The sequence below is a fragment of the Mycoplasma sp. (ex Biomphalaria glabrata) genome (assembly GCF_001484045.1).
Classification (GTDB): Bacteria; Bacillota_I; Bacilli_A; order Mycoplasmatales.
This window is the reverse complement of sequence record NZ_CP013128.1, coordinates 128,842-149,632: the sequence shown is the minus strand read 5'-3', so window position 1 is coordinate 149,632 and position 20,791 is coordinate 128,842. Positions and strand designations below refer to the sequence as shown.

The 20,791-nt window shown below is 29.0% G+C and carries 16 protein-coding genes; all 16 read left to right on the top strand.

Annotated features, from left to right (window positions below):
• Positions 1-4: 4 nt before the first annotated feature.
• The 16 genes from rpmA (at position 5) to aspS (ending at position 20,789) form a co-directional block, all read left to right on the top strand.
• Positions 5-298 (top strand): 50S ribosomal protein L27, encoded by a 294-nt coding sequence (rpmA, locus tag ASO20_RS00435; protein WP_198140254.1) that lies wholly within the window; start codon positions 5-7, stop codon positions 296-298.
• Between the two features lie 70 nt (positions 299-368).
• Positions 369-1,652, top strand: a complete 1,284-nt coding sequence (gene obgE, locus ASO20_RS00430) for a GTPase ObgE (RefSeq protein ID WP_085055955.1) — start codon at positions 369-371, stop codon at positions 1,650-1,652.
• Positions 1,652-2,443: an NAD(+) synthase gene (gene nadE / locus ASO20_RS00425; protein WP_085055954.1), complete on the top strand. Its 792-nt coding sequence runs from the start codon at positions 1,652-1,654 to the stop codon at positions 2,441-2,443. Before obgE ends, nadE begins: the two co-directional genes overlap by 1 nt.
• Before the next feature lie 94 nt (positions 2,444-2,537).
• On the top strand, positions 2,538-3,560 hold the full coding sequence (locus ASO20_RS00420; RefSeq protein ID WP_085055953.1) for a hypothetical protein: 1,023 nt from the start codon (positions 2,538-2,540) through the stop codon (positions 3,558-3,560).
• A gap of 56 nt (positions 3,561-3,616) precedes the next feature.
• Complete coding sequence (locus ASO20_RS00415) at positions 3,617-5,977, top strand: hypothetical protein (protein WP_085055952.1); 2,361 nt, start codon at positions 3,617-3,619, stop codon at positions 5,975-5,977.
• A gap of 136 nt (positions 5,978-6,113) precedes the next feature.
• On the top strand, positions 6,114-7,841 hold the full coding sequence (locus ASO20_RS00410) for a hypothetical protein (RefSeq protein ID WP_085055951.1): 1,728 nt from the start codon (positions 6,114-6,116) through the stop codon (positions 7,839-7,841).
• 83 nt (positions 7,842-7,924) lie between these two features.
• Positions 7,925-9,694 carry a hypothetical protein gene (locus ASO20_RS00405; RefSeq protein ID WP_085055950.1) on the top strand — a complete coding sequence of 590 codons (1,770 nt, stop codon included), beginning with the start codon at positions 7,925-7,927 and terminating at the stop codon, positions 9,692-9,694.
• A gap of 5 nt (positions 9,695-9,699) precedes the next feature.
• Positions 9,700-10,329, top strand: a complete 630-nt coding sequence (locus tag ASO20_RS00400; RefSeq protein ID WP_085055949.1) for a YebC/PmpR family DNA-binding transcriptional regulator — start codon at positions 9,700-9,702, stop codon at positions 10,327-10,329.
• Positions 10,330-10,430: 101 nt separating this feature from the next.
• Complete coding sequence (locus ASO20_RS00395) at positions 10,431-10,772, top strand: hypothetical protein (protein WP_085055948.1); 342 nt, start codon at positions 10,431-10,433, stop codon at positions 10,770-10,772.
• A gap of 27 nt (positions 10,773-10,799) precedes the next feature.
• Positions 10,800-11,057, top strand: a complete 258-nt coding sequence (locus ASO20_RS00390; protein ID WP_085055947.1) for a post-transcriptional regulator — start codon at positions 10,800-10,802, stop codon at positions 11,055-11,057.
• Between the two features lie 78 nt (positions 11,058-11,135).
• Positions 11,136-13,367 carry a hypothetical protein gene (locus ASO20_RS00385; RefSeq protein ID WP_085055946.1) on the top strand — a complete coding sequence of 744 codons (2,232 nt, stop codon included), beginning with the start codon at positions 11,136-11,138 and terminating at the stop codon, positions 13,365-13,367.
• Positions 13,367-15,049, top strand: coding sequence for a hypothetical protein (locus tag ASO20_RS00380; protein WP_085055945.1), 1,683 nt, complete (start codon positions 13,367-13,369; stop codon positions 15,047-15,049). Before ASO20_RS00385 ends, ASO20_RS00380 begins: the two co-directional genes overlap by 1 nt.
• Entirely contained in the window at positions 15,049-15,573 is a 525-nt protein-coding gene (locus ASO20_RS00375; protein WP_085055944.1) for an adenine phosphoribosyltransferase, read from the top strand. Before ASO20_RS00380 ends, ASO20_RS00375 begins: the two co-directional genes overlap by 1 nt.
• A gap of 8 nt (positions 15,574-15,581) precedes the next feature.
• The gene (locus ASO20_RS00370; RefSeq protein WP_085055943.1) at positions 15,582-17,753 is read left to right on the top strand and encodes a RelA/SpoT family protein; all 2,172 of its coding nucleotides are present in this window, start codon (positions 15,582-15,584) and stop codon (positions 17,751-17,753) included.
• Between the two features lie 56 nt (positions 17,754-17,809).
• A complete protein-coding gene (gene hisS / locus ASO20_RS00365; RefSeq protein WP_085055942.1) occupies positions 17,810-19,057 on the top strand; it encodes a histidine--tRNA ligase in 1,248 nt (415 codons plus the stop codon).
• The gene (aspS, locus tag ASO20_RS00360; protein ID WP_085055941.1) at positions 19,047-20,789 is read left to right on the top strand and encodes an aspartate--tRNA ligase; all 1,743 of its coding nucleotides are present in this window, start codon (positions 19,047-19,049) and stop codon (positions 20,787-20,789) included. The genes hisS and aspS overlap by 11 nt, the downstream gene beginning before the upstream one ends.
• Positions 20,790-20,791: the final 2 nt, after the last annotated feature.

Here is a 20,791-nt window from a genome sequence, read left to right as displayed (position 1 = left end):
TATGATGTTTAAATTTAAATTAGATATTCAATTCTTTGCTTCTAAAAAAGGAGTGGGTTCAACTCGTAATGGAAGAGATTCTGCTTCAAAAAGATTAGGTGCAAAAGTTGGCGATGGACAAAAAGTTCAAACAGGAAGCGTCATTTACCGTCAACGTGGTACAAAAATTCACCCAGGTGTAAATGTAGCTCGTGGAAGTGACGATACTTTATTTGCTTTAAAAGACGGAATTGTAAAATTTCATCGTTTAGGTAAAGACCGTAAACAAGTTTCAGTTATCGAATCAACAAATAACTAACAATAATAAAAAGAATGCCGAAAGGCATTTTTTTATTTCCCTCATATGATTTAAATAGTAAAATTAATTTATGAAATTTATAGATAATATTAAAATCGAGATTGAAGCTGGAAAAGGAGGCGATGGAATCATCGCCTTTTTGCGTGAACTTTATCGAGATAACGGCGGTCCGGCTGGTGGAAACGGAGGAAAAGGTGGAAGTGTATACTTCGTAGGTGACACTAATACCAACACACTTTTATACTTCCAAAATAATAAAAAAATTAAGGCAGAAGGTGGCGAAAAAGGTGGAATAAAAAACCAAACAGGGAAGTCTGGGAAAGACACTTATATATATGTTCCTATTGGAACTATTGTTTATGAATTACCTTCTAACAGAGTTATCGCTAATGTCTCAAAAAATAAAGAAAAATATTTAATTTGCGAGGGCGGAAAAGGTGGACGAGGAAATGCTAGTTTTAAAACTCACAATAATAATGCTCCATCACTTTGTGAAAACGGTGATAAAGGAGAAAGAAAAGATGTTTTTCTAGAGTTGCAATTATTAGCAGATGTTGGATTAATCGGATTTCCAAATGCAGGAAAATCAACATTTATTTCTAAAATCTCCTCAGCCACTCCGAAAGTTGCTGATTATCCGTTCACGACACTTTCTCCGGTGCTTGGGGTAGTTGATTTTTATGGTAACCAAATGGTTTTTGCAGATATCCCTGGATTAATTGAGGGAGCTAGCGAAGGAAAAGGTTTAGGAATAGAGTTTTTAAAACATATTAACAAATGTTCAGTTTTACTCCATATGATAGATGGATTTAATGAACCTAATGAAGTTATTAAAAATTATAAAATTATTAATAACGAATTAGCTAAGTACGGCAAAAAACTTATTGCCAAAGATCAAATCATCATTATTAATAAAAAAGATATGTTGGATGACAAGCAAATTGAAGAAATTACAAATCTATTTAAAAAAGTGAAAGTAAGTAAACTATTCTTCATTTCTGCTATAAATTTTAAGAAAAATGATGAATTGTTGAAGTTATGTTATGACTATGTTGAGAAAAATCGTAGCGCTGTTATGGCAAGTATTCAAGATGAATACGATGAAGTTATTACGTTAGAAAAAAAAGATGAAACATTTTACATAGAGAAAAAAAAGAAAGCATGACATGTAACTGGTGAAACAATTAAGGAAATTTTTGAAAAAATTCCAATGATTTCAACTCAAAATCGTCTGCGCGTTAATTCAATTTTGAAAGCGAAAGGTGTTTTTAAAGCTTTACTAGAAAAAGGCGTAAAAGTTGGGGACCATATTCATATATACGGATATGAATTTGAATGAGAAAGTGAAAATTAATGAGTACCAAAATTCAAAAAAAAGATTTATTGCTATATAAAAATGAACTAGTAGATTTTTTAAGATCAGAAGTTAAAAAAGCAAAAATGAATGGATTAATAGTCGGCATTAGTGGTGGAATTGATTCAGCTGTTTGTGCGTTGTTAGCAAAAGAAGCTTTTCCGCATAATCATTTAGTGGTAGAAATGCCATGTCATAGTGATAAATTTGATCTAGAGTGTAGTCAAAAACTAATTAACATGCATAAATTAAACACAACACGTGTTGATTTAACGAGCACATTTGATCATTTAAAAAGCAACATTGGTACATGCGTAACGAAAAATTTTTCTTTTAATAACATTAAACCGCGTTTAAGAATGACCACATTATATGCTTTAGCTAATGAACATAATTATATGGTTGTGGGAACTGATAACGCTTGTGAATGATTTACAGGTTATTTTACTAAGTATGGCGATGGAGGTGTGGACATTGCTCCAATAATTCATTTATACAAAAGTGAAGTTTATGAATTAGGAAAAATTATTAATGTGCCAAATGAAATTATTGATCGAACTCCAACAGCGGGGTTATGACCAAATCAAACAGATGAAAAAGAAATGGGATTTTCTTATCAAGAATTAGAAATGTATATGAAAAATCATTTAGTAGACTTATCACCATCTACTATTAAAAAAATTGAAGCATTACATCAGAAAAGTGAACATAAACGTAGAGGCATTATTTTTCCAGAATTTTCCACAAACATTCATGTTAACAATGATAATTTAACTAAAAATAGTCGATAATATTCGACTATTTTTAATGTAATTTATAAAAAAACATCTTATTTTAAACAAGTTACTATTTTTTTAAATTAAAATTAAACTAAAGGTGACCTACATGACAAATTTAGAATTTTTAGTTGCAACAAGCAATGATACACAGAAAGCAATTGTAGTGTTTGTTGGTGTAATGGTATTTTTTATTTTAGTAGGTACTTTTGTTTTAGCGCATAGATTATCTTCAAAGTCAGCAAAGAAAAATAATCTTTTAAATTCTCGTAAAGAAATGGAAAGTTGAATATCAAATTATGACTATAACACTGAAAGACCAAAAAATTTTTCTGATGATAATTTATTATTATATTTAAACGCGCAATTAACAGAATTAGCAAAACATAAAGAACACAATACTAAACTAATTGATGAACAAGAGAAAATTTTGAAAGCGAAAATATCCTTAATTGAAAAGAAAATAAACCAACCAAAACAAACCCCTTTCGTTTCTCAAACTCCAAAACCATCACTTTTTAACCGAAAAAAAATTGACAAACAAGAACTAGAACCTGCACCTGAAGAAGTTGTTCGTACAGAACAATTCCAACACAACATCAACCAACCCCCACTAGCTTATGCTAATAATTTAAATCAGCAATCTTATAACGTTAAAAAAGAAGAACCAAATGATGACGTTTATGCAAAATATGCAGAAGAGTCTTTATTTAGCAATACTGCTAAAAAAGTTTTATCTCTTGATAGTACTAATGAAATTAATGATGATGAGGATAAAGATTCTGTTAGCACATACAATCCTCTAAGTGAAAAATCTTTTACTGAAAACAAATCAGAATCTAAAGACGAATTAGATGCTTTGATTGATGAATTTGAAAAAACAGATGAAATTATTTTAGATGTTGAAGATAAAGATGATGATTTTACGGATGATGACAACGAAGAAGAATTAGAACTCGAGAAACCTTTTAGACCGAGTTCAGTTATCGATTTTAAATTAGATGAGTTAGAAACAAAAATAAGTGATGATTCAAATGATGATTATGACTCAAATGATGACTTTGATTGACTAGATGAAAATAACGAACAAAACGATCAGGAAGAAACTTTAGACGAAGAAGATTTAATGTAGTTTGATACTCCTTTTTTGTTAAAATAAAAATTGTTTATAACAAAGTAGGGGGAAAAATGAAAAAGACACTAATTTCTTTAGGAATTGCATTGTCATCTTTATTGCCAACCGCAATAATTGACACTAATGATGCAATTAAGCAAGTATCAAACGCAGTTTATCAAAATCAATTAAGCAATATTTTTGGTGATTACAACCAGCAAGTTGTTAACGATCCAAAAGAACCAGCACCAACATATGATTTTCAAAGTAGCAATATTGATCCATCATTTTATCCTATTCAAAAAGAATTAAATTTATTTTTATGATATGCCATAATCCCTACAACTAAAAGAATAGCTCAAACGATTTATGATTATGACCCAAAAATGGGGAATGCAAGTGACTTTGTTTCATCTATTATGGGTGATATCGGAAACTATAATCCAACTTCGCAATCATGAAATAATAGTCAAGATAAGAAATTTTCTTGAACATCTTTAACAGCAACAAATGTTAATCAATTACCAGAGTCTCCATACACCATCTCGCAACAATCACCTAATAAATCACAAACTCCAAAGAATTTAGATTTTGATCGAACAGGCGGAAACTTCGATCCTAATAGTCAAGATATCACAAATGGGGATGATTGTAGCTGATTACTTTCTTTTAAAACATCATCAAATAAATTTGCCAGTTCAGTTCCGTTAGGAATATTTGGAAACTCATTTCAGCAAGCAGGTTTAGATACAAAAGCGCGTACATTAACTATTGATGCAAATACATATAGCGAATGTTTGAAATTTAATCTATATTTACTAACTGATTATTTCTTTGCTGCTCTAACAAAGGAATTTGCTTCAAAAGCAGGTTCTTCAACAACAGATGCTAATAACGGACCAATGTCGAACTATTTTAATCAATTATTTAGAGAGTTATCATTTTCAGGTGCTGAATGATTCCCAAATCCTTGATTTAACCAATACAAAGAAGGTGATAGCGATCCAACTCATCAAGGTGATGCAAATTGAGCTAATAACGTTATTAATCAAAACTATGTTAATGCTTATGGTTTTACACAGGACCAAGTAAGATCATATATTAATTTATGAAAACAAATTCCAGTTACGCCAACAGTTGCTAGTTTTGTTTGATCATCAATGGTGTGAACAAAAACAACTATTAATCAAACAACAACTCCACAAGCACTACCGGAATTTCATGCTAATTTTTTAGTGCAACAAGCATCAGGTTTAAGCGCTAATCCGTCTTCTTCTTCGTATCCAACGGCGATGTGATTTGATTATGCTGTTAGTTTTTCTAATCCCACTAATGAACCTGTTGATATTTACTATGTGTCACCAACATTGAAATCTAATCAAATAAGTAGCATTCAACAAACAAGTACAACCACAGACCCAGTATTTTGACAAGAATTTACTAACACTCAATCAAACATTTTACCTAGTTTATATATCGGAAATGTTGGAAAACCATATACCGCTCCAACACAATCAATTACTACATATTTTGATCAAGGAACTGGTACAAACCCACAACAAGCGATTAATTTACCAACATTAAAAGACTCAAACGTTTATCAATATTTATTTTTTATGTTGTATTTAGGTTATAACTTAGCTGGAAACTCGATAGCTTCGTGAATTCCAGGGGCGAATCAATATTCATCAACTTCATTAACAGGAGTGTCTCGTCAATTATTATCTACATTGGGAAATCAATATTTAAAGCAACGTTTTGTAAAACCAGCTGATGACCAAGGGCAAATAGCGGATACAACTAATACGTTTTATGCCACTTTCCAAAAACAAATAATGAATTGAGTTTCGGAATCAGATTCAGAACAACAACCAACAAATTTTAAAACTCCTGAAAATTCACGCTATATTTATTTAGGGAATATATGTATGCAAGATTTTGCTAACTTCACATGAGGAAAGTTAAGTAATGAATTGTGAGGCGATGGTGCTACACCGGATAAAGTGGCAAAATGAACAGATGATCCATCATACGATTTTATGAATAAAGATGATAAATGAAAAAATAATCGTTATATTCAAAGAAACAAAGTGCCAGCTTCAATGGATGATGAAAACGATGCTTTAAAAACTCTTTCTAATGATTTATGAAACTTTTATCAATCAACAATAGCATTAGATAACATTCCCGTTAATCCAACTTTAAATTATATTGATCAACAGGGAAGAAGTTATCAAGGTGATGTTGTGCAATACCTACAACCAGTTTTAAATGATATTTCTGCCTACAATGCTTTAACTTCCACAAAAAGTTATACAATATACATTATTTTAGGAATTATTGCTGGTGTCGTTTTAATCATATTTGTTTCTGTTTCAGTTGTGGCATCAAAACGTATTCGTGAGTATTCAATTAAAAATGGTTTACAATATTAGATATGAGTTCGTTAGATTTAGTTTTAATAACTATTGTCTCCTTGTTAGCAATAATATTTGTTGCCTTGCTTTTCTTATATTTTTTCCGCAAAAAAGTTTATATAGCAAAACATAAAAAGCATTTAGGAGATAACAAATGAAAAAAATAATTAACAAAATATTTTTAACGACACTAGTTGCTACATCAATTTTTTTACCAACAGGAATAGTTATCAAAAATAGTGTCGTTAATTCGCTAAACGATAAACAAACAAGAACTTTAAATTTACCATCATCTAAAGTTCAAGCAACGACTTTACCAACATCTTGATCAATTAATGAAAATTTTGGAGTTTCATTATACACGCTATATGCAAATATTTTTCAAAGCTTCATCCAAACAGATTCAACCGCTTTTTCATTTTTAAATGATCCGGCTAAATCACCAACTGATAAAACAGCATTCGAAGTGACTGTTAATAAATTGATGCAAGGTTGAGGGGCGAACAACTTATCATTGTTAAATTATTTAGTAAATAATGGAATTAATGTATCAACTAATGATTTTAAGATTGTACAATCATCAACTCCTAACTTAGGTTCGCCATCTGAAATAAATATTATTGATTCAACTGTTCCAACAAAAATGATTTGAGCTGCTCCGGCTCCAAATGAAAATGCAATGAATTATTCTATTGCTCACACTATTATTAATGGAATATTTTTATCAACACTTCAGTATATTGAAAGTGAAATTGCAGCAGATAGTAATTTTCCACAATTTGATAAATATTATGTTCAAATGTTTGCTAACGTTGTAACATTCTTGTTTAACGGGACTTTTTCAGCCGATAGACCAACTACTGAAATGTTTAATGAATGTCAATCACCTGAAGGGCAAGCATCTGACTTAACAAAAACTCAATTAACTTGCAGTAATGAATTATTTGGATTAGATGGTAACGGAAACCAAGTTTTATTTAATTCACAAAAAATTTTTTTTGTAACAGATTTTATCCAAGACTTTTTATTTAACATTGTTAAAAAAGGTTCACAAAACACACCAATGAGTGCAAACGAGTCAGCGCAAATATTAACTAACTTGGTTGGAACCTTTTTAGGATCATTTAAAGTCTTAGGAATGAAAGAAGCACCAAATAATCCAGATGTACTAACTCCATCGCAAGCAAGTACTCAAAATTTATTTTTAATTAATCAAAATTCCGTTGATTTAAGTAAGGTTGATTTAACAACAACTGAACATTTACATAATTTGTTATCCACATCGTTATCAAATGGATATAAATTTACAGGTTCAAAAAATTCCGATGTAGCTTTAAGTTCTCCGGATAACACAAGCGGACACATGAATGATTATGTTAACAAATTTATTGCATGAATCTACACAGTAGATAATCCATATGATCCAATGTCACGTATTTCCAAATTAGAAAATTTTATTGGTAATAATTTAATTTTACCAACTAATACAATTCCAGATGCTTTGAGTTCAATTATAATTAGTCAAAGTTATTCAAACTATAATCCTAACAAATTTTATTTAACACCACGCATTTTAACTCGCCTTAACCCAAATAGTTCAGCAAAAAAATTTCTATCTTCTGAAATTTCAAATGACGCTAACTTGGTAAGTTTGAGTTATAGAGAAAAAGACTCTGATATTGGAGCGCACTTTAGTTTATTTTTAAAAACTATAGATAAATTTAATACAGGTAGTTTTGATGAAGTTAATGTAGGTTTTATTTTATCAGTCGTTTTTGGTTCACTAGCGGGCGCTGCTGTTCTTGCGTATATTATTTTTGCTGTTCGTCGTCACTTTAAATATGAATACATGTGAAAAAAACGTAATTCAGAACAAGAATAGACAAACTATTTAACTATTTTTTTAAATTAACTATGTTAAAATTATGATGTTTCATATTATTTAATATAGACGAAGGGGAATGGATGAAATTATTTAAAAAAACGGCAGTCTTAGGATTATTATTTACATCATTACTATCTTTTACATGTTCAATTCAACCAAATCAAAATCAAACTCATAATTTAGATAGCGAGATTAGAACAATCGCTAATAATAATAGTGAAAATTTTGATACTAATTTATCAGACACACCAATTCCGGGATGAACAACTCCTCAATTAAATTTTGCTTTAATTGCTGGTGCTTTTAATGCGTTATGTGATTCCTTAAGCCCTTATGTTTTTAACGGTGCTAACAATACATCTACAGAAGATCAACGCTATAGAGACGCGCTTGGTAATTTATCTGATGTTTCGAAAGATGATGCAGCTAAACAATTAAGTTTAGTGATGAGTAATATTTTAAACTATTTACCGTCTCTCGTGAAATCAACACCGACCGGCAAAACAGCTATCGATTATTTTAGTTTCTTTTCGCCTGGGAAAAATGACCCTAATAAAATAATGATTGACCAACATTTCTTTAGTGCATTAACTTATTACTTAAGTTCTTCATGTAATTCGATATGATCAAAAATGAAAAAAGATAATCCGTTAAAATATCAAAATATTTCTGGTAGTTTTACGGTTAATGATAAAAATGATAATTTTGAATACGATAAAGCTGATGCTTTTCCACGTGTTAAAATTACAGGAATTCAATTAATTGATACTCAAATTATTTTGTTAGGTTTGCAAGACTATTTTACAAACACATTACCAAAACAAATAAATACAATTAAGGATGATTTTTCTAATTTTCAATTAAAGTATGCAATTATTGATATTTCTAAAATTAATGGTGATTTTTTTGGACAGCTAGTAACTGCTAGTCAATATAAAACTGGTGAAATGTATCCGAATGGTAATTTTATGGATGTAATTCAATCCATTTTAGATAAACCAGTTAGCACAACAACAATTGTTGACACAAAAGGGCAAGTTCCTTATTATGCATTTGACTATTTAACTAACTATGTTGAACAATTTTTAGATCAAACTCAAATTTATAACGTTGCATTAGCTGGTGCTGGCCAAAGTGCAAAAACAAATGCTGATATGTGATATATCATGGAAAGAAGTTATTTGCATTACTACAATACAGATACAACAACTGATAAACAAGGTAATACAAAGTTAGCTCACCCGTACGGATTTATGTATGATTTTATTAAAACAGCTCCTGATGCCTATTTAAATTTAATAATTCCGAATCTAGCAACATATGGAATGAAGTTTTTTCCATATATTTTAGATCAAACTCCAATTCAATTATCACATGGGGGCGACTTTTTATTTAAATCTCAAGAACAAAATTCAGATGGTACAGCAAAGCATACAGATACAACACCAGTTAATAACGACGTTAAGACCATGAATGATGAATTTGGTCCATTAGGGACAAGTTGACAAGGTTTAAATAATAATGTGATGTTAATGATGCAGGTAGGTGGAGCTATAAGTGGCACAAGTTACACTTCAGTTTTTACATTTATTACAACTATTAATACATACAATGATGGTCAAATTCCGAACGGACCAGATTCTGAATATAATTTTTGACAACAATGATATTCAGCATTTGTGTATATTGGAATTCCTGTTGCTGTAGGAATTTGTTTATTAGTTTTTGTAATCTATTATTTTAGAGTAATTCCAAAAATAGCTAATAGAACAAAATCTATCAAAACTAACATTGATAAAACGCGTTCAACAAAACGTGAAAATAAAGTTGACGATCAAGACTTATTTTAATAATTATGGCAGGTCATTCACAATTTGCAAATATCAAACATAAAAAAGAAGCGAGAGATAAAAAACGCGCAGTATTGTTTCAAAAATTCTCCAAGGAAATTTCAATTTTAGCGCGTATAAATCCTAATTTAAATCAAAATCCTAATTTAAGAATGGTTGTTGAAAAAGCTCGCGCCAATAATATGCCAAAAGATAACATTGAGAGAGCGCTTACAAGACATCAGGATAGCAAAACAAGTTATGAAACAATTTATTATGAGGGTTACGGTAAAGGTGGGACAAATTTCATCGTCAAAACGTTAACAGATAATAAAAATCGAACAGCCGCTAACATTCGTAGTTATTTTTCAAAAAAAGAGGGGAAATTAGCTACACCAGGTAGTGTCACTTTTCAATTTATTAATGGTGCTTTTTTTGTGATTTCTAAAGAGGATTTGCCAGAAGATACATTATTAGTACTTTCTGAAAAATTAAAAATTGAAGAATTAATTGAAGAAGAAGAGATGTATATCATCATTACCAACGAACAAGATTTTAATTTTAATAATGAAATTTTTAAAAAAATAATATTACGGATTTCATTGAAATCGGAATTGGATGATATCCAAAAGAGCGTATCAAATTATCTGATTTAAACGAAGTTAAAAATAATACACAATTAATAGAACTTTTAGAAAATGATGAAGACATTCAAGAAATTTATCACAACATCGAATTAAATGACTAATAATAATTGATGAATTATTTTAGTATTTATGGCAAACTTGAAAAAGTTAATGATTTTTATATATTAAAAACTACCGCCTTTTCTATCAAAGTCGAATTAATTGGCAACAATTTTGAACTAAATAAAAATGAATACTTCATATCTACATTTTTTAATCACATCAATTACCAAACTAAGTATTATGCTTTTGATAAATTAGAAATTAAATTACTTTTTGATGAATTAATGCTAATAAAAAGAATTGGGCCAAAAACAGCAATTCAGTTAGTAAATAATTTTCTATTAAATAACTTAACTAATACTGATTTAAAAATACAAAAAATAATTACTAAGTATCAAGTTTTTTTATAACAACTTAATTTATAATATTAATAACAAATGAAAAATTGAAAAGCAAATATTATTTTAAAAATTATTTGAATAAAAACGATTGAACTTCAGCACGAAAAATCAAAAATAACTATTGAGGATGTTTTTAGTTATTTAACTAATGTTTGTTGAAAAAAAGAAAAATTTCTTCACGAGATGCTTCAGGATGTTTTAAATATTGACGCGAAGACCATAATTGAACACATTACATTAAGTGCAGTGCTAGATCGTAATAAAAAATTATCAGACTTTTCGAATTTATTTTAATTTATTTAGTAAATTAATTTACAACAAAATAAATTATAATTAAAAATGTTTAAATGAATAAACATATAAGGGGAAAAAATGAAGTTTTTTAGAGGTCGCAAGAATTCTCAAAATAAGAATCAAGCTTCGAATATTTGAGGTAACACGACGATTAAGGAATCGTTTGAAACATCATCATCTTTTCGTAAGATTTATAATCACCGTATTAGAATTAATACGATGTTTCGCCAAATTCGTTTAACATTTGTTGTTATTTTTGTAATTTTAGGAACTTTAGCGTTAGCTGGAACTTCGTTCATTGTTGTTAATAGCTTTAATGACCAATCATTTCGCCAAAATTTTGATAAGTATTATTCAAAAACCGAACAAGTAGTTTTACATTTTGATAATAAACCAGGAAACACAACAAAACTAGATAAAAGAACCATTGTAACTGATGTACAACAACAATTTAATATGTTGTTTACCCAAAAATTAATTGATCCAAATGTTTATTCACCACGTGATCTACAAGTTACAGCTATTAATGACAAAGAGGTTTCTATCCAAGGACCTGTTGGTTTAATGGATCAATTAATTACTATTTATAAAAGTTGAACAACGACAAAAAATATGTCTATTACGGATGTAGTTGGGGATCAAATTACTTGTGGAACCGGAGACCCAACGACAGGTTGATTAGCGAATTATTATAAGTGATTAACTTTTCATTACAAAGACAATGGAACAATGTGGGAAAAAGATGCATCGGGAGTTCTAGCACCTTTTAGTTTGACTGATTTGCAAAATCAAGTTTCAACATTTGCAGAAAAAGATTGTTCTAGTATGAAAGATCAAGTAATTAATTCTGATTTATTTTCAAATGCTTCTCAATCTCAATTAGGTAAATCTAATGATTATATTTTGACATTTCAAGTGTCAGATACAAATAAATGAGAGGCTTTTACATCATTTCTATATGATTTAATGAAACCACTTCAATTTAATGTTTATGATTTCAACGGGAATCCTTACTATGGAACAAGTACTCAAAACCCCGATCAAGATAGCAATAAAAATGTTGTTTATAATAGTTCATTGCATTTTTATTTATTTATGTGATACGGGGATGCACCGATGTTGCAAAAAAACCCTAGTGATCCAAAAGATCCAGGTCAAGATTACTTTAATTTATTATTTCCAAGATTTACTGATTATCGCCTATTAGAAGGTATTTGAAATAGTACTGGAGTTAATGCTTATAACACATTTTTCTCAAGTAATAATCATAATTATAATCAATTACAAGATTGAGCTAATTCATTTAATGAAGCGAATTCAAAATATCGAATGACTTATAATAAAGACAATAAAATGTGGGAACCATCTAAATTGTTTGCAATTTATACAATAGATTATGCTTCTAATTTTAAAGGTGGTCTAAGCGCTTCCACGATTAACTTTGATAATAAATCTGATTCAGCATCAAGTACTTCTCTAGCTTTAAATAACTTTTTTTATCCAATTCACAAGGACTATAATTCATCTGATCCAAAAGAATCATCTAGCGCAACACAGGATTTATCAAATGCTGTTCGTAGTAGCTTGGGTGGTGTATATTGAAATATTTTATCTATTAATATGCAAGACCCGTTATTATTCGACTCAGCGATGTTGTTAATATTTTTAATTGGTTTAGGAGTATTTGTCGTGCTATCGTTAGGATATTTAATTTGAAGATATCGTTGAATCGGAGCATTTAGTGGGCTTGGTTTAATTGTTTTTATTATGTCAATGTTTGTGATTTTTGTTATTTTTAAAATTTCTTTTCAACCAGCTACCTTAATTATTTTCTTAACAGGAGTGATTCTATATATTGCAAATGCTTTATTAATGCTAAAAAGAATTACAAAACCATTTGTTGTTCCTGCTGAGAAAACATTATTTGAAACGATGATTGAGCGTTTTAAACGTATTTTTTATGGAATGTTTGAATTTAACTTCTTGTTGTTCGCTGTTTTATATTTATCGTTTAATTTAGTTCTTGGATTATTTCAAGGTGGGGCATTAATTGTTTGTGCATTCTTGGTATCAATTTTTATTGTTTTAAGTTCATTTTTATTGATGGGAATATTATCATTAATTGAAAATTTTCCACATCTAAGAGCACAAGCGCAATTATTAGGAATAAAAGCACACACATCATCAGTATCGCAAGTTGCCAATGTTCATTATTATCCAGAAAAAATCTTTGCCGAAAAAGAAGAACAAGCAGCGCGTGCGCATGCGGAAGTTAATAATTTAAAAATGAACACAGGAGGTGAACAATAATGGAAAATAAAGATTTTTTAACTCCGGAACAAAAAAAAGAACTAGAAGAAAAAGAAGAACAATTAAACAATGAAAACGTCAATACTCAAGATGATGATTTAAATTATTTAAATATTTATGAAAAAATAGAAATTTCAAAGGAAAAATTAACCAATAAAAGATATTTAGCGTGAAGATATCGAAAAATTATTTGAACTGCTTTAACGTGATTATTATTGATTGCCGTTTTAAGTAGTGTAATCTTAGGGGTTGGTTACTCAAAAAATCACCGTTTAGTAAATTTTGATTACGACTTTTCTGGAACAACACAAATTGCTATAACTGATGAAGCGGACTTACAAAATTTAGCGAAAAATCATAATGCTGCTCTAAAGGATGAAAAAATTACTAACGCTGATGAGTTGTGAAAACAGTATCAAATCACTTCTGAAGCGAATTTTATTAAAGCGATAGCTCAGGTTCATGATGATGTTAATGAATATTGTGAACAAAATCATATTCTTTATCAAGATAATTGAAATTCAATAGATAATTCTTGAGTTAATCCATATGCTTTAGGTTTAAATACTCAAACCGATATTAGTCAATTTTTACCACATCAAAACCCTATTCCAAACCCACAGAATCAGGTTCATTTTTATTTTGTTCGTGTAAATATTGGAATTAACGATGCAGCAACAGATTTACGTTCAACACTAAAACAGACAGATGTTAAAGCTTTAAATAACATCGTATTGAAAAGTTATCAAACGCATATTGCTCAATATTTTGATCCGACAACGCATGTAACACCACCAAATTTACAGGATTTACAACCTTATTCACCAAAATGGGACTCTCTGCAAAAAGGAATTACATCTAATACTGATACTTTTTATAAAAATTGAATTTTGACAAATAACAATCAATTTTATTTTATGTGACAAGAACAATCTGCTGGGATGAGTTTGGTTAGTGAATTAACAACCTTATTTATTAGTTTTATTGTTGCAGCTACAATCGGTGTTATTTATTTAAATATTCGTCATAAAATGGGAAACGGAATTGCGATGTACTTGTCTACACTTGGATTCGTAATTATGTCTGGAGCATTGTTATTACCTTCTTCGATTGCGGTAAGTGCTACTTCCATAATTATTTTATTCTTTACATTTATTTTAATGATTATTAACTTTTTAGGAATTGTTCCTGATTTCATGCGCTACCGTAAACAGGTTTTGGAATCAGATTATCGCGAACATGGAATAAGAGCTGGAAAAGTTTACAACATTATTCGCCAAATTATGGGAAAACGTAAATTGTTTTATATTTCACAATTATTAATTATTTTAATTCCGTTATTGACTTATTCAACTGGAATCGTAATAGATGACATTAATAAAAATGTTCCATTGTGAATTACCTTTACTTATCACTTGTCAAATGAAATTTATTTCTTTATTAGTTATTTAGTAATGTGATTATTCTTTATTTTTGTATTTATTCCAATTTGAGCTTGATCACAAACAAGAAGCATTAACTTCTGACGTGATTTCAATTTTAAATCAATTTCAAGAAAAGAAAAATTCGAAGAACAAAACTTTGAGCACATCAACAAGATTACCAAATCCAAGTATGAAGTTTTCCGTGATAAAGATGCACAAAAAGAATTAGCATTTATTGAAGAAGATTTTAATAAATAATGAAACTAAATGATGTAATTAAAGAGTTTGTTGATGTTCCTAATTTTCCCAAATCAGGGATAATTTTTAAAGATATCTCTAAATTGTTTGAAAATCCTGAGGCTTTTTGCTTGGTTATAGATTCATTTATTAAACAAATTAAAAAATATAATTTTGATGCTATTTTATCATTAGAAGCACGTGGTTGATTATTCGCAACAACATTAGCTTATAAATTAAATAAGCCACTTGTGTTAATTCGCAAAGAAGGAAAACTGCCATCTCCAGATGAAAAAATAATTTCCTATAATTCAGAATATGCTGAAACAAAATTACAAGTTGCAAAGGATAGTCTAAATAATTATCAAAAATTTATTTTAATTGATGACATAATTGCAACGGGTGGTTCATTAGTGGCAATTCAAAATTATTTAGAACAACAAAACAAAGAATTAGTAAAATCATTTTTTGTGATTGATTTAATTAATGTTCCTAAAGTGGAAACTATAAAAAATGAATTTTATCACTCACTTTTTAATTTATAATATAATGCATGATTAAAAAATATTACCTAATCAATACTAAAGAGGAATTGTTTGAATGCATAAAACGCTACATTCAAAATCCAACAACTTTAGAATTCATTGAAAAAGGTTATCAATACGCAAATGAAAAACATAAAAATCAATTACGCAAGAGTGGTGAACCATATTTTACACATTTACTTTCAACTGCTTATTTTTTAGCAGTTTGAGAACTTGACCCCAACGTAATTGTTGCTGGATTATTACATGATGTTATTGAGGATCAAAATGTAACTAGGGAAGACCTAGCGATGGAATTTAATGAGGATGTTGCACATTTAGTTGATGCAGTGACTAAATTAAAGCATTATACCATTGAACAAAAAGATAATTTAAAAACATCCAATTTAAGAAAAATTATTCTTGCGATGACTCAAGATATTCGTGTTTTAATGATTAAATTAGCAGATCGTTTACATAACATGTTAACAATTAAACACTTGCCCCTGCAAAAGCAATTTTTAAAAGCCGAAGAAACGGATTTAATTTACACACCAATCGCATCTCGTTTAGGATTTAAGACTTTAACTAATACACTTAATTATTTGACATTTAAAGTTTTGAACCCTCAAGCATTCGAAGAATTGAACACTAAATGAAATAAGGAATCTAAAAGTATTATTTCATTAACGGCAAATTTTTTAGAGGAATTGACAGATGTTCTTAAAAGTAAAGTTGAAATTTCTTCATGTAGTTATCGAATTAAAAGTATTTCTTCAATTCATCGTAAGATTTTGCAAAAAAATAAATCTTTTGAAGAAATTTATGATTTATCATCTATTAAAATTGTTGTTAAAACGATTCCTAATTGTTATGAAGTTTTTGGAATTATTCAATCTAAGTATGAAACCATCCCTGATCGTTTTAAAGATTACATTGTTAGACCTAAGGAAAATTCGTATAGTTCACTTCATTTAGTTGTTTGTTATGGTGGGAAGTATATTGAAGTCCAAATAAGAACTAAGGAAATGGAATACGTTGCAATTAAAGGACTAGCTGCTCATTGGGCATATAAGGAAAACATTTCATCTAAAAAATTAACGAACGAGAAAAACGATGTTGATCATAATATTCATTTGTTAAGTTCAGTTTTAAAATATAACGAAGAAGATGATGAATCAAAAGAAATACAAAAGAAATCACTAGAGGAAATGGTTTTTAAATCAAAAACATATGTCCTAACTCCTCAGGGTGATTTTATAAGTTTAAATGGGCAACCGACTGCTTTGGATTTTGCTTTTAGAATTCATAGTAACGTTGGGGAAAAAGCAAAACACGCCATTATTAATGGAAGAATTATGCCATTAAATACAATATTAAAATCGGGGGATGTGATTGAAATTAAAACAAATCCTGATGTCACACCAAATATTAGTTGATATGACAAAGTTAGCTTAAAATCATCCCGCGATAAAATCCGCAAATATTTGCAAGCCCAAGAACGCGAGATCAAACGTGAACAAATGGAAAAGGGCAAAAAAATTATCATGGATTACATTGATAAAAATAATGAATATAAAATTTATTTTGCCAATCGAGATTTTTTAAAAAATACTAACTTTAAAAGTTTAGATCGTTTGTATGAATCTGTTGGAGTGACACCATCATTAGTAAGTAATATTTTTTTAACTTACAAAAAAAGCATAATACAAGTCGAAAAACAACGACCAATCGATATTCATAAAAATAGCACATCAATGTTCTTAATGAAAAATTTATCAAATATTCGTTTAGAACCAGCTCATTGTTGTTTGCCGATTCCTTTCGATCAAATAGTTGGTTATGTAACTAAAAATTCTGGAATTAAAGTTCATCGTAAGAATTGTTATAACTGTAAAACATTTAACCATCCACAAATTATTCCAGACATTCATTGAAATAATGAATTTGTCAAAAATGCACAGTTTATCACTGAATTAGTTTTACATTGTAAAAAAGTAGATAAGGAATTTATTACTCAGTTATCGAAAATTATTTTTGCTTGTGAATCAGTGTTATTAGATTCTTTTTGTAGTAAAAAACATAATATTAGTCACTATAATTTACTGATTAAAATTAGTGTTAAAAATCATGAACATTTAAATAAAATTATTATTGCATTACGTGAACAATCAAATATCTCATTAGTTTTTAGAAAATAGTATTTTATTATATTCAAGAATGCTAAAATAATTTTATTGTAATAAAAAGGGTAAACATGATACAAAAACTCCGCGGGATGGTAGATTTATACGGTAAAGATGGTAGAAAGTATGAATATATCGTAGATAGATTTTCTAGCATAGCTAAAAATTTTGGATTTGAGTATATTAAGACGCCAGTTTTAGAAGAAACGGTTTTATTTAATCGCAGCATCGGGAATGATACAGATATTGTATCGAAGGAAATGTATTCCTTTCAAGATCGAGGAGAAAGGAACATTACACTTCGCCCGGAGGGAACAGCCTCTGTTGTGCGTTCATTATTGGAAAATAAATTATATGCAAATTTACCGCAAAAATTTTTTTATCATGGTTCTATGTTTCGATATGAACGCCCACAAAAAGGTCGCCAGCGTGAATTTAACCAATTTGGAGTAGAAACTTTTGGTTATAATCGACCAATTCATGATGTTGAAATAATTTTATTGGCATATAAAATGCTAGAGTCATTGGGCATTAAAAATTTATTGGTGAATATTAATTCATTAGGAACAATTGAAGATCGCAAATTATATTTAAATGAATTAAAAAAGCATTTAGCTCCACAAATTCACCACTATTGCGAAGATTGTCAAAAACGTTTTCAAACTAATCCGTTAAGAATTTTAGATTGTAAAATGGACGCTTACAAGGAGGCAACATTAACAGCACCGATTTTATTAGATTATTTAAATGAAGTTTCAAAGCATAATTTTTATGAAGTTTTGAATACCTTGAATGAATTAAAAATTTCATATAGCGTTGACAATAAATTGGTTCGCGGATTAGATTACTATTGCGATACTATTTTTGAAATTACATCAGCTGATGAAAGAATTGGTGCCCAATCGACTTTGGTTGGTGGAGGAAGATATAATAAACTTTCTGAAATATTAGGCGGGAAACCTTTACCATCAATTGGTTTCGCCTTCGGTATTGAAAGATTAATGCTTCTATTGGATGACGAAAAATTTGAATTTAAAACATTAGATTATTTCATAATTAACCTAACATCAAATAGTAGTATTCTTTTTGATATTCTTACAAAAATTCGTGAAAATAATTTAAGTTGTGATTTTAACTCAAATGGCGAAAACTTAAAAAATGGATTTAGATTAGCTGAAAAATTTAATGCTAGAAATATTATTTTAATTGGTGATCAGGAATTAAAAAATAAAACATTAACAATCAAAAATGTAGAGCAAAAAACGCAAAAAGAAATCAACATTAATGATTTTTACAAAGGAATAAAAAATGACAAATAATTTTCGCGTTGAATGCTTATCAATTACTAATCACGAAAACAATCAAGTAGTATTAAAAGGATGAGTTTCTAAAGTTAGAAAATTGGGAAATCTTGTTTTCGTAGATTTAAGGGATAGAACCGGAATAGCACAGTTAGTGTTCTCAGAAAATTTACTAAACGAAGCAAAAAAATTACGAAACGAATTTGTTATATCAATAAGTGGTAAAGTTTTACTAAGAAAAACTCCTAATTTAGAAATTGTAACTGGTAAATATGAAGTTTTAGTTGAAAAATTAGATATTTTAAATGAAGCTATCACAACACCATTGATAATTAACGAAATAACAGATGCTTTGGATGAAACCCGTTTTAAATATCGATATTTAGATATTAGAAGACCAAATGTTTTAAGATCTCTACAATTCCGTCACCAACTATTTATTTACATTCGTAACTATTTAAATCAAAAAGGGTTTATTGAAATCGAAACTCCAGTTTTGACAACACCAACTCCAGAGGGAGCAAGAGATTTTTTAGTACCTTCAAGATTGAACCCAGGTTCATTTTATGCATTGCCACAATCACCACAGATTTTTAAACAACTATTAATGATAGGTGGAGTGGAAAGGTATTTTCAAATTGTTAAATGTTTTCGTGATGAAGATTTGAGAAGTGATCGTCAACCAGAATTTACTCAGTTGGACTTAGAAATGTCTTTCGAAAGTAAAGAAACAATTATGCAATTAATTGAAAATATGATTATTAATATTTTTGATGAGATAAAGGGTATTAAAATTAATTATCCAATTCAAAAAATTAATTATGATGACGCAATCGATAAATATGGTTCTGATAAGCCAGATTTACGTTATCAATTAGAGTTATACACAATCACAAATATTTTTGAAAATTCTGAATTTCAAGTGTTTGCTAATGCAAAAAAAGAAAATAAAGAAATTAGAAGTATTTTTATTCCGAATATAAAATTATCAAAAAAGCATATAGACACTTATACCGAAACTGCTAAAAAATTTGGTATCAATGGATTGGCTTATTTAATTATTGAAAACAATCAAATTACCTTATCTCCGATTAAGAAATACGTTAATCAACAAATTTTAAAAGATTTAATAAAAGCAACTAATGTCAATGTATCTGAAGGAACATTTTTATTTATAAAAGATAATTACGAATTAGCTTCAAATGCACTTGGACAAATTCGAACACAAGTTGCTAAAGATTTTGACTTATACCAACAAGAATTCGCTTTATGCTGAGTTATTAATTGACCATTATTTGAACACGACCCAATAACTAATCAATTTAGCACGGCACATCACCCATTTACAAGACCAACTAAAGTGTGAGAAAACAATTTTGACCATGATTTGAAAAATGCAAAGGCTGAAGCTTATGACATTGTAATCAATGGATATGAAATAGGTGGTGGATCTTTAAGAATTTATGATGCAGAGATGCAGAATAGAATGTTTGAAGCTATTAAATTATCAAAGGAAGAGATTAAAAATAAATTTGGAAAATTCATTAATGCATTACAATACGGAACGCCACCGCATGGTGGAATTGCATTAGGACTAGACCGATTAGTAATGGTTTTACTAAAATTAAATAGTATTAGAGAAGTTATCGCTTTTCCAAAGAATAGTGCTGGTGTAGATACAATGTTAAATGCGCCAGGAGAAGTAAGTGATGAACAATTAAAAGAATTATTTGTTAAAAAAATAAAATAATT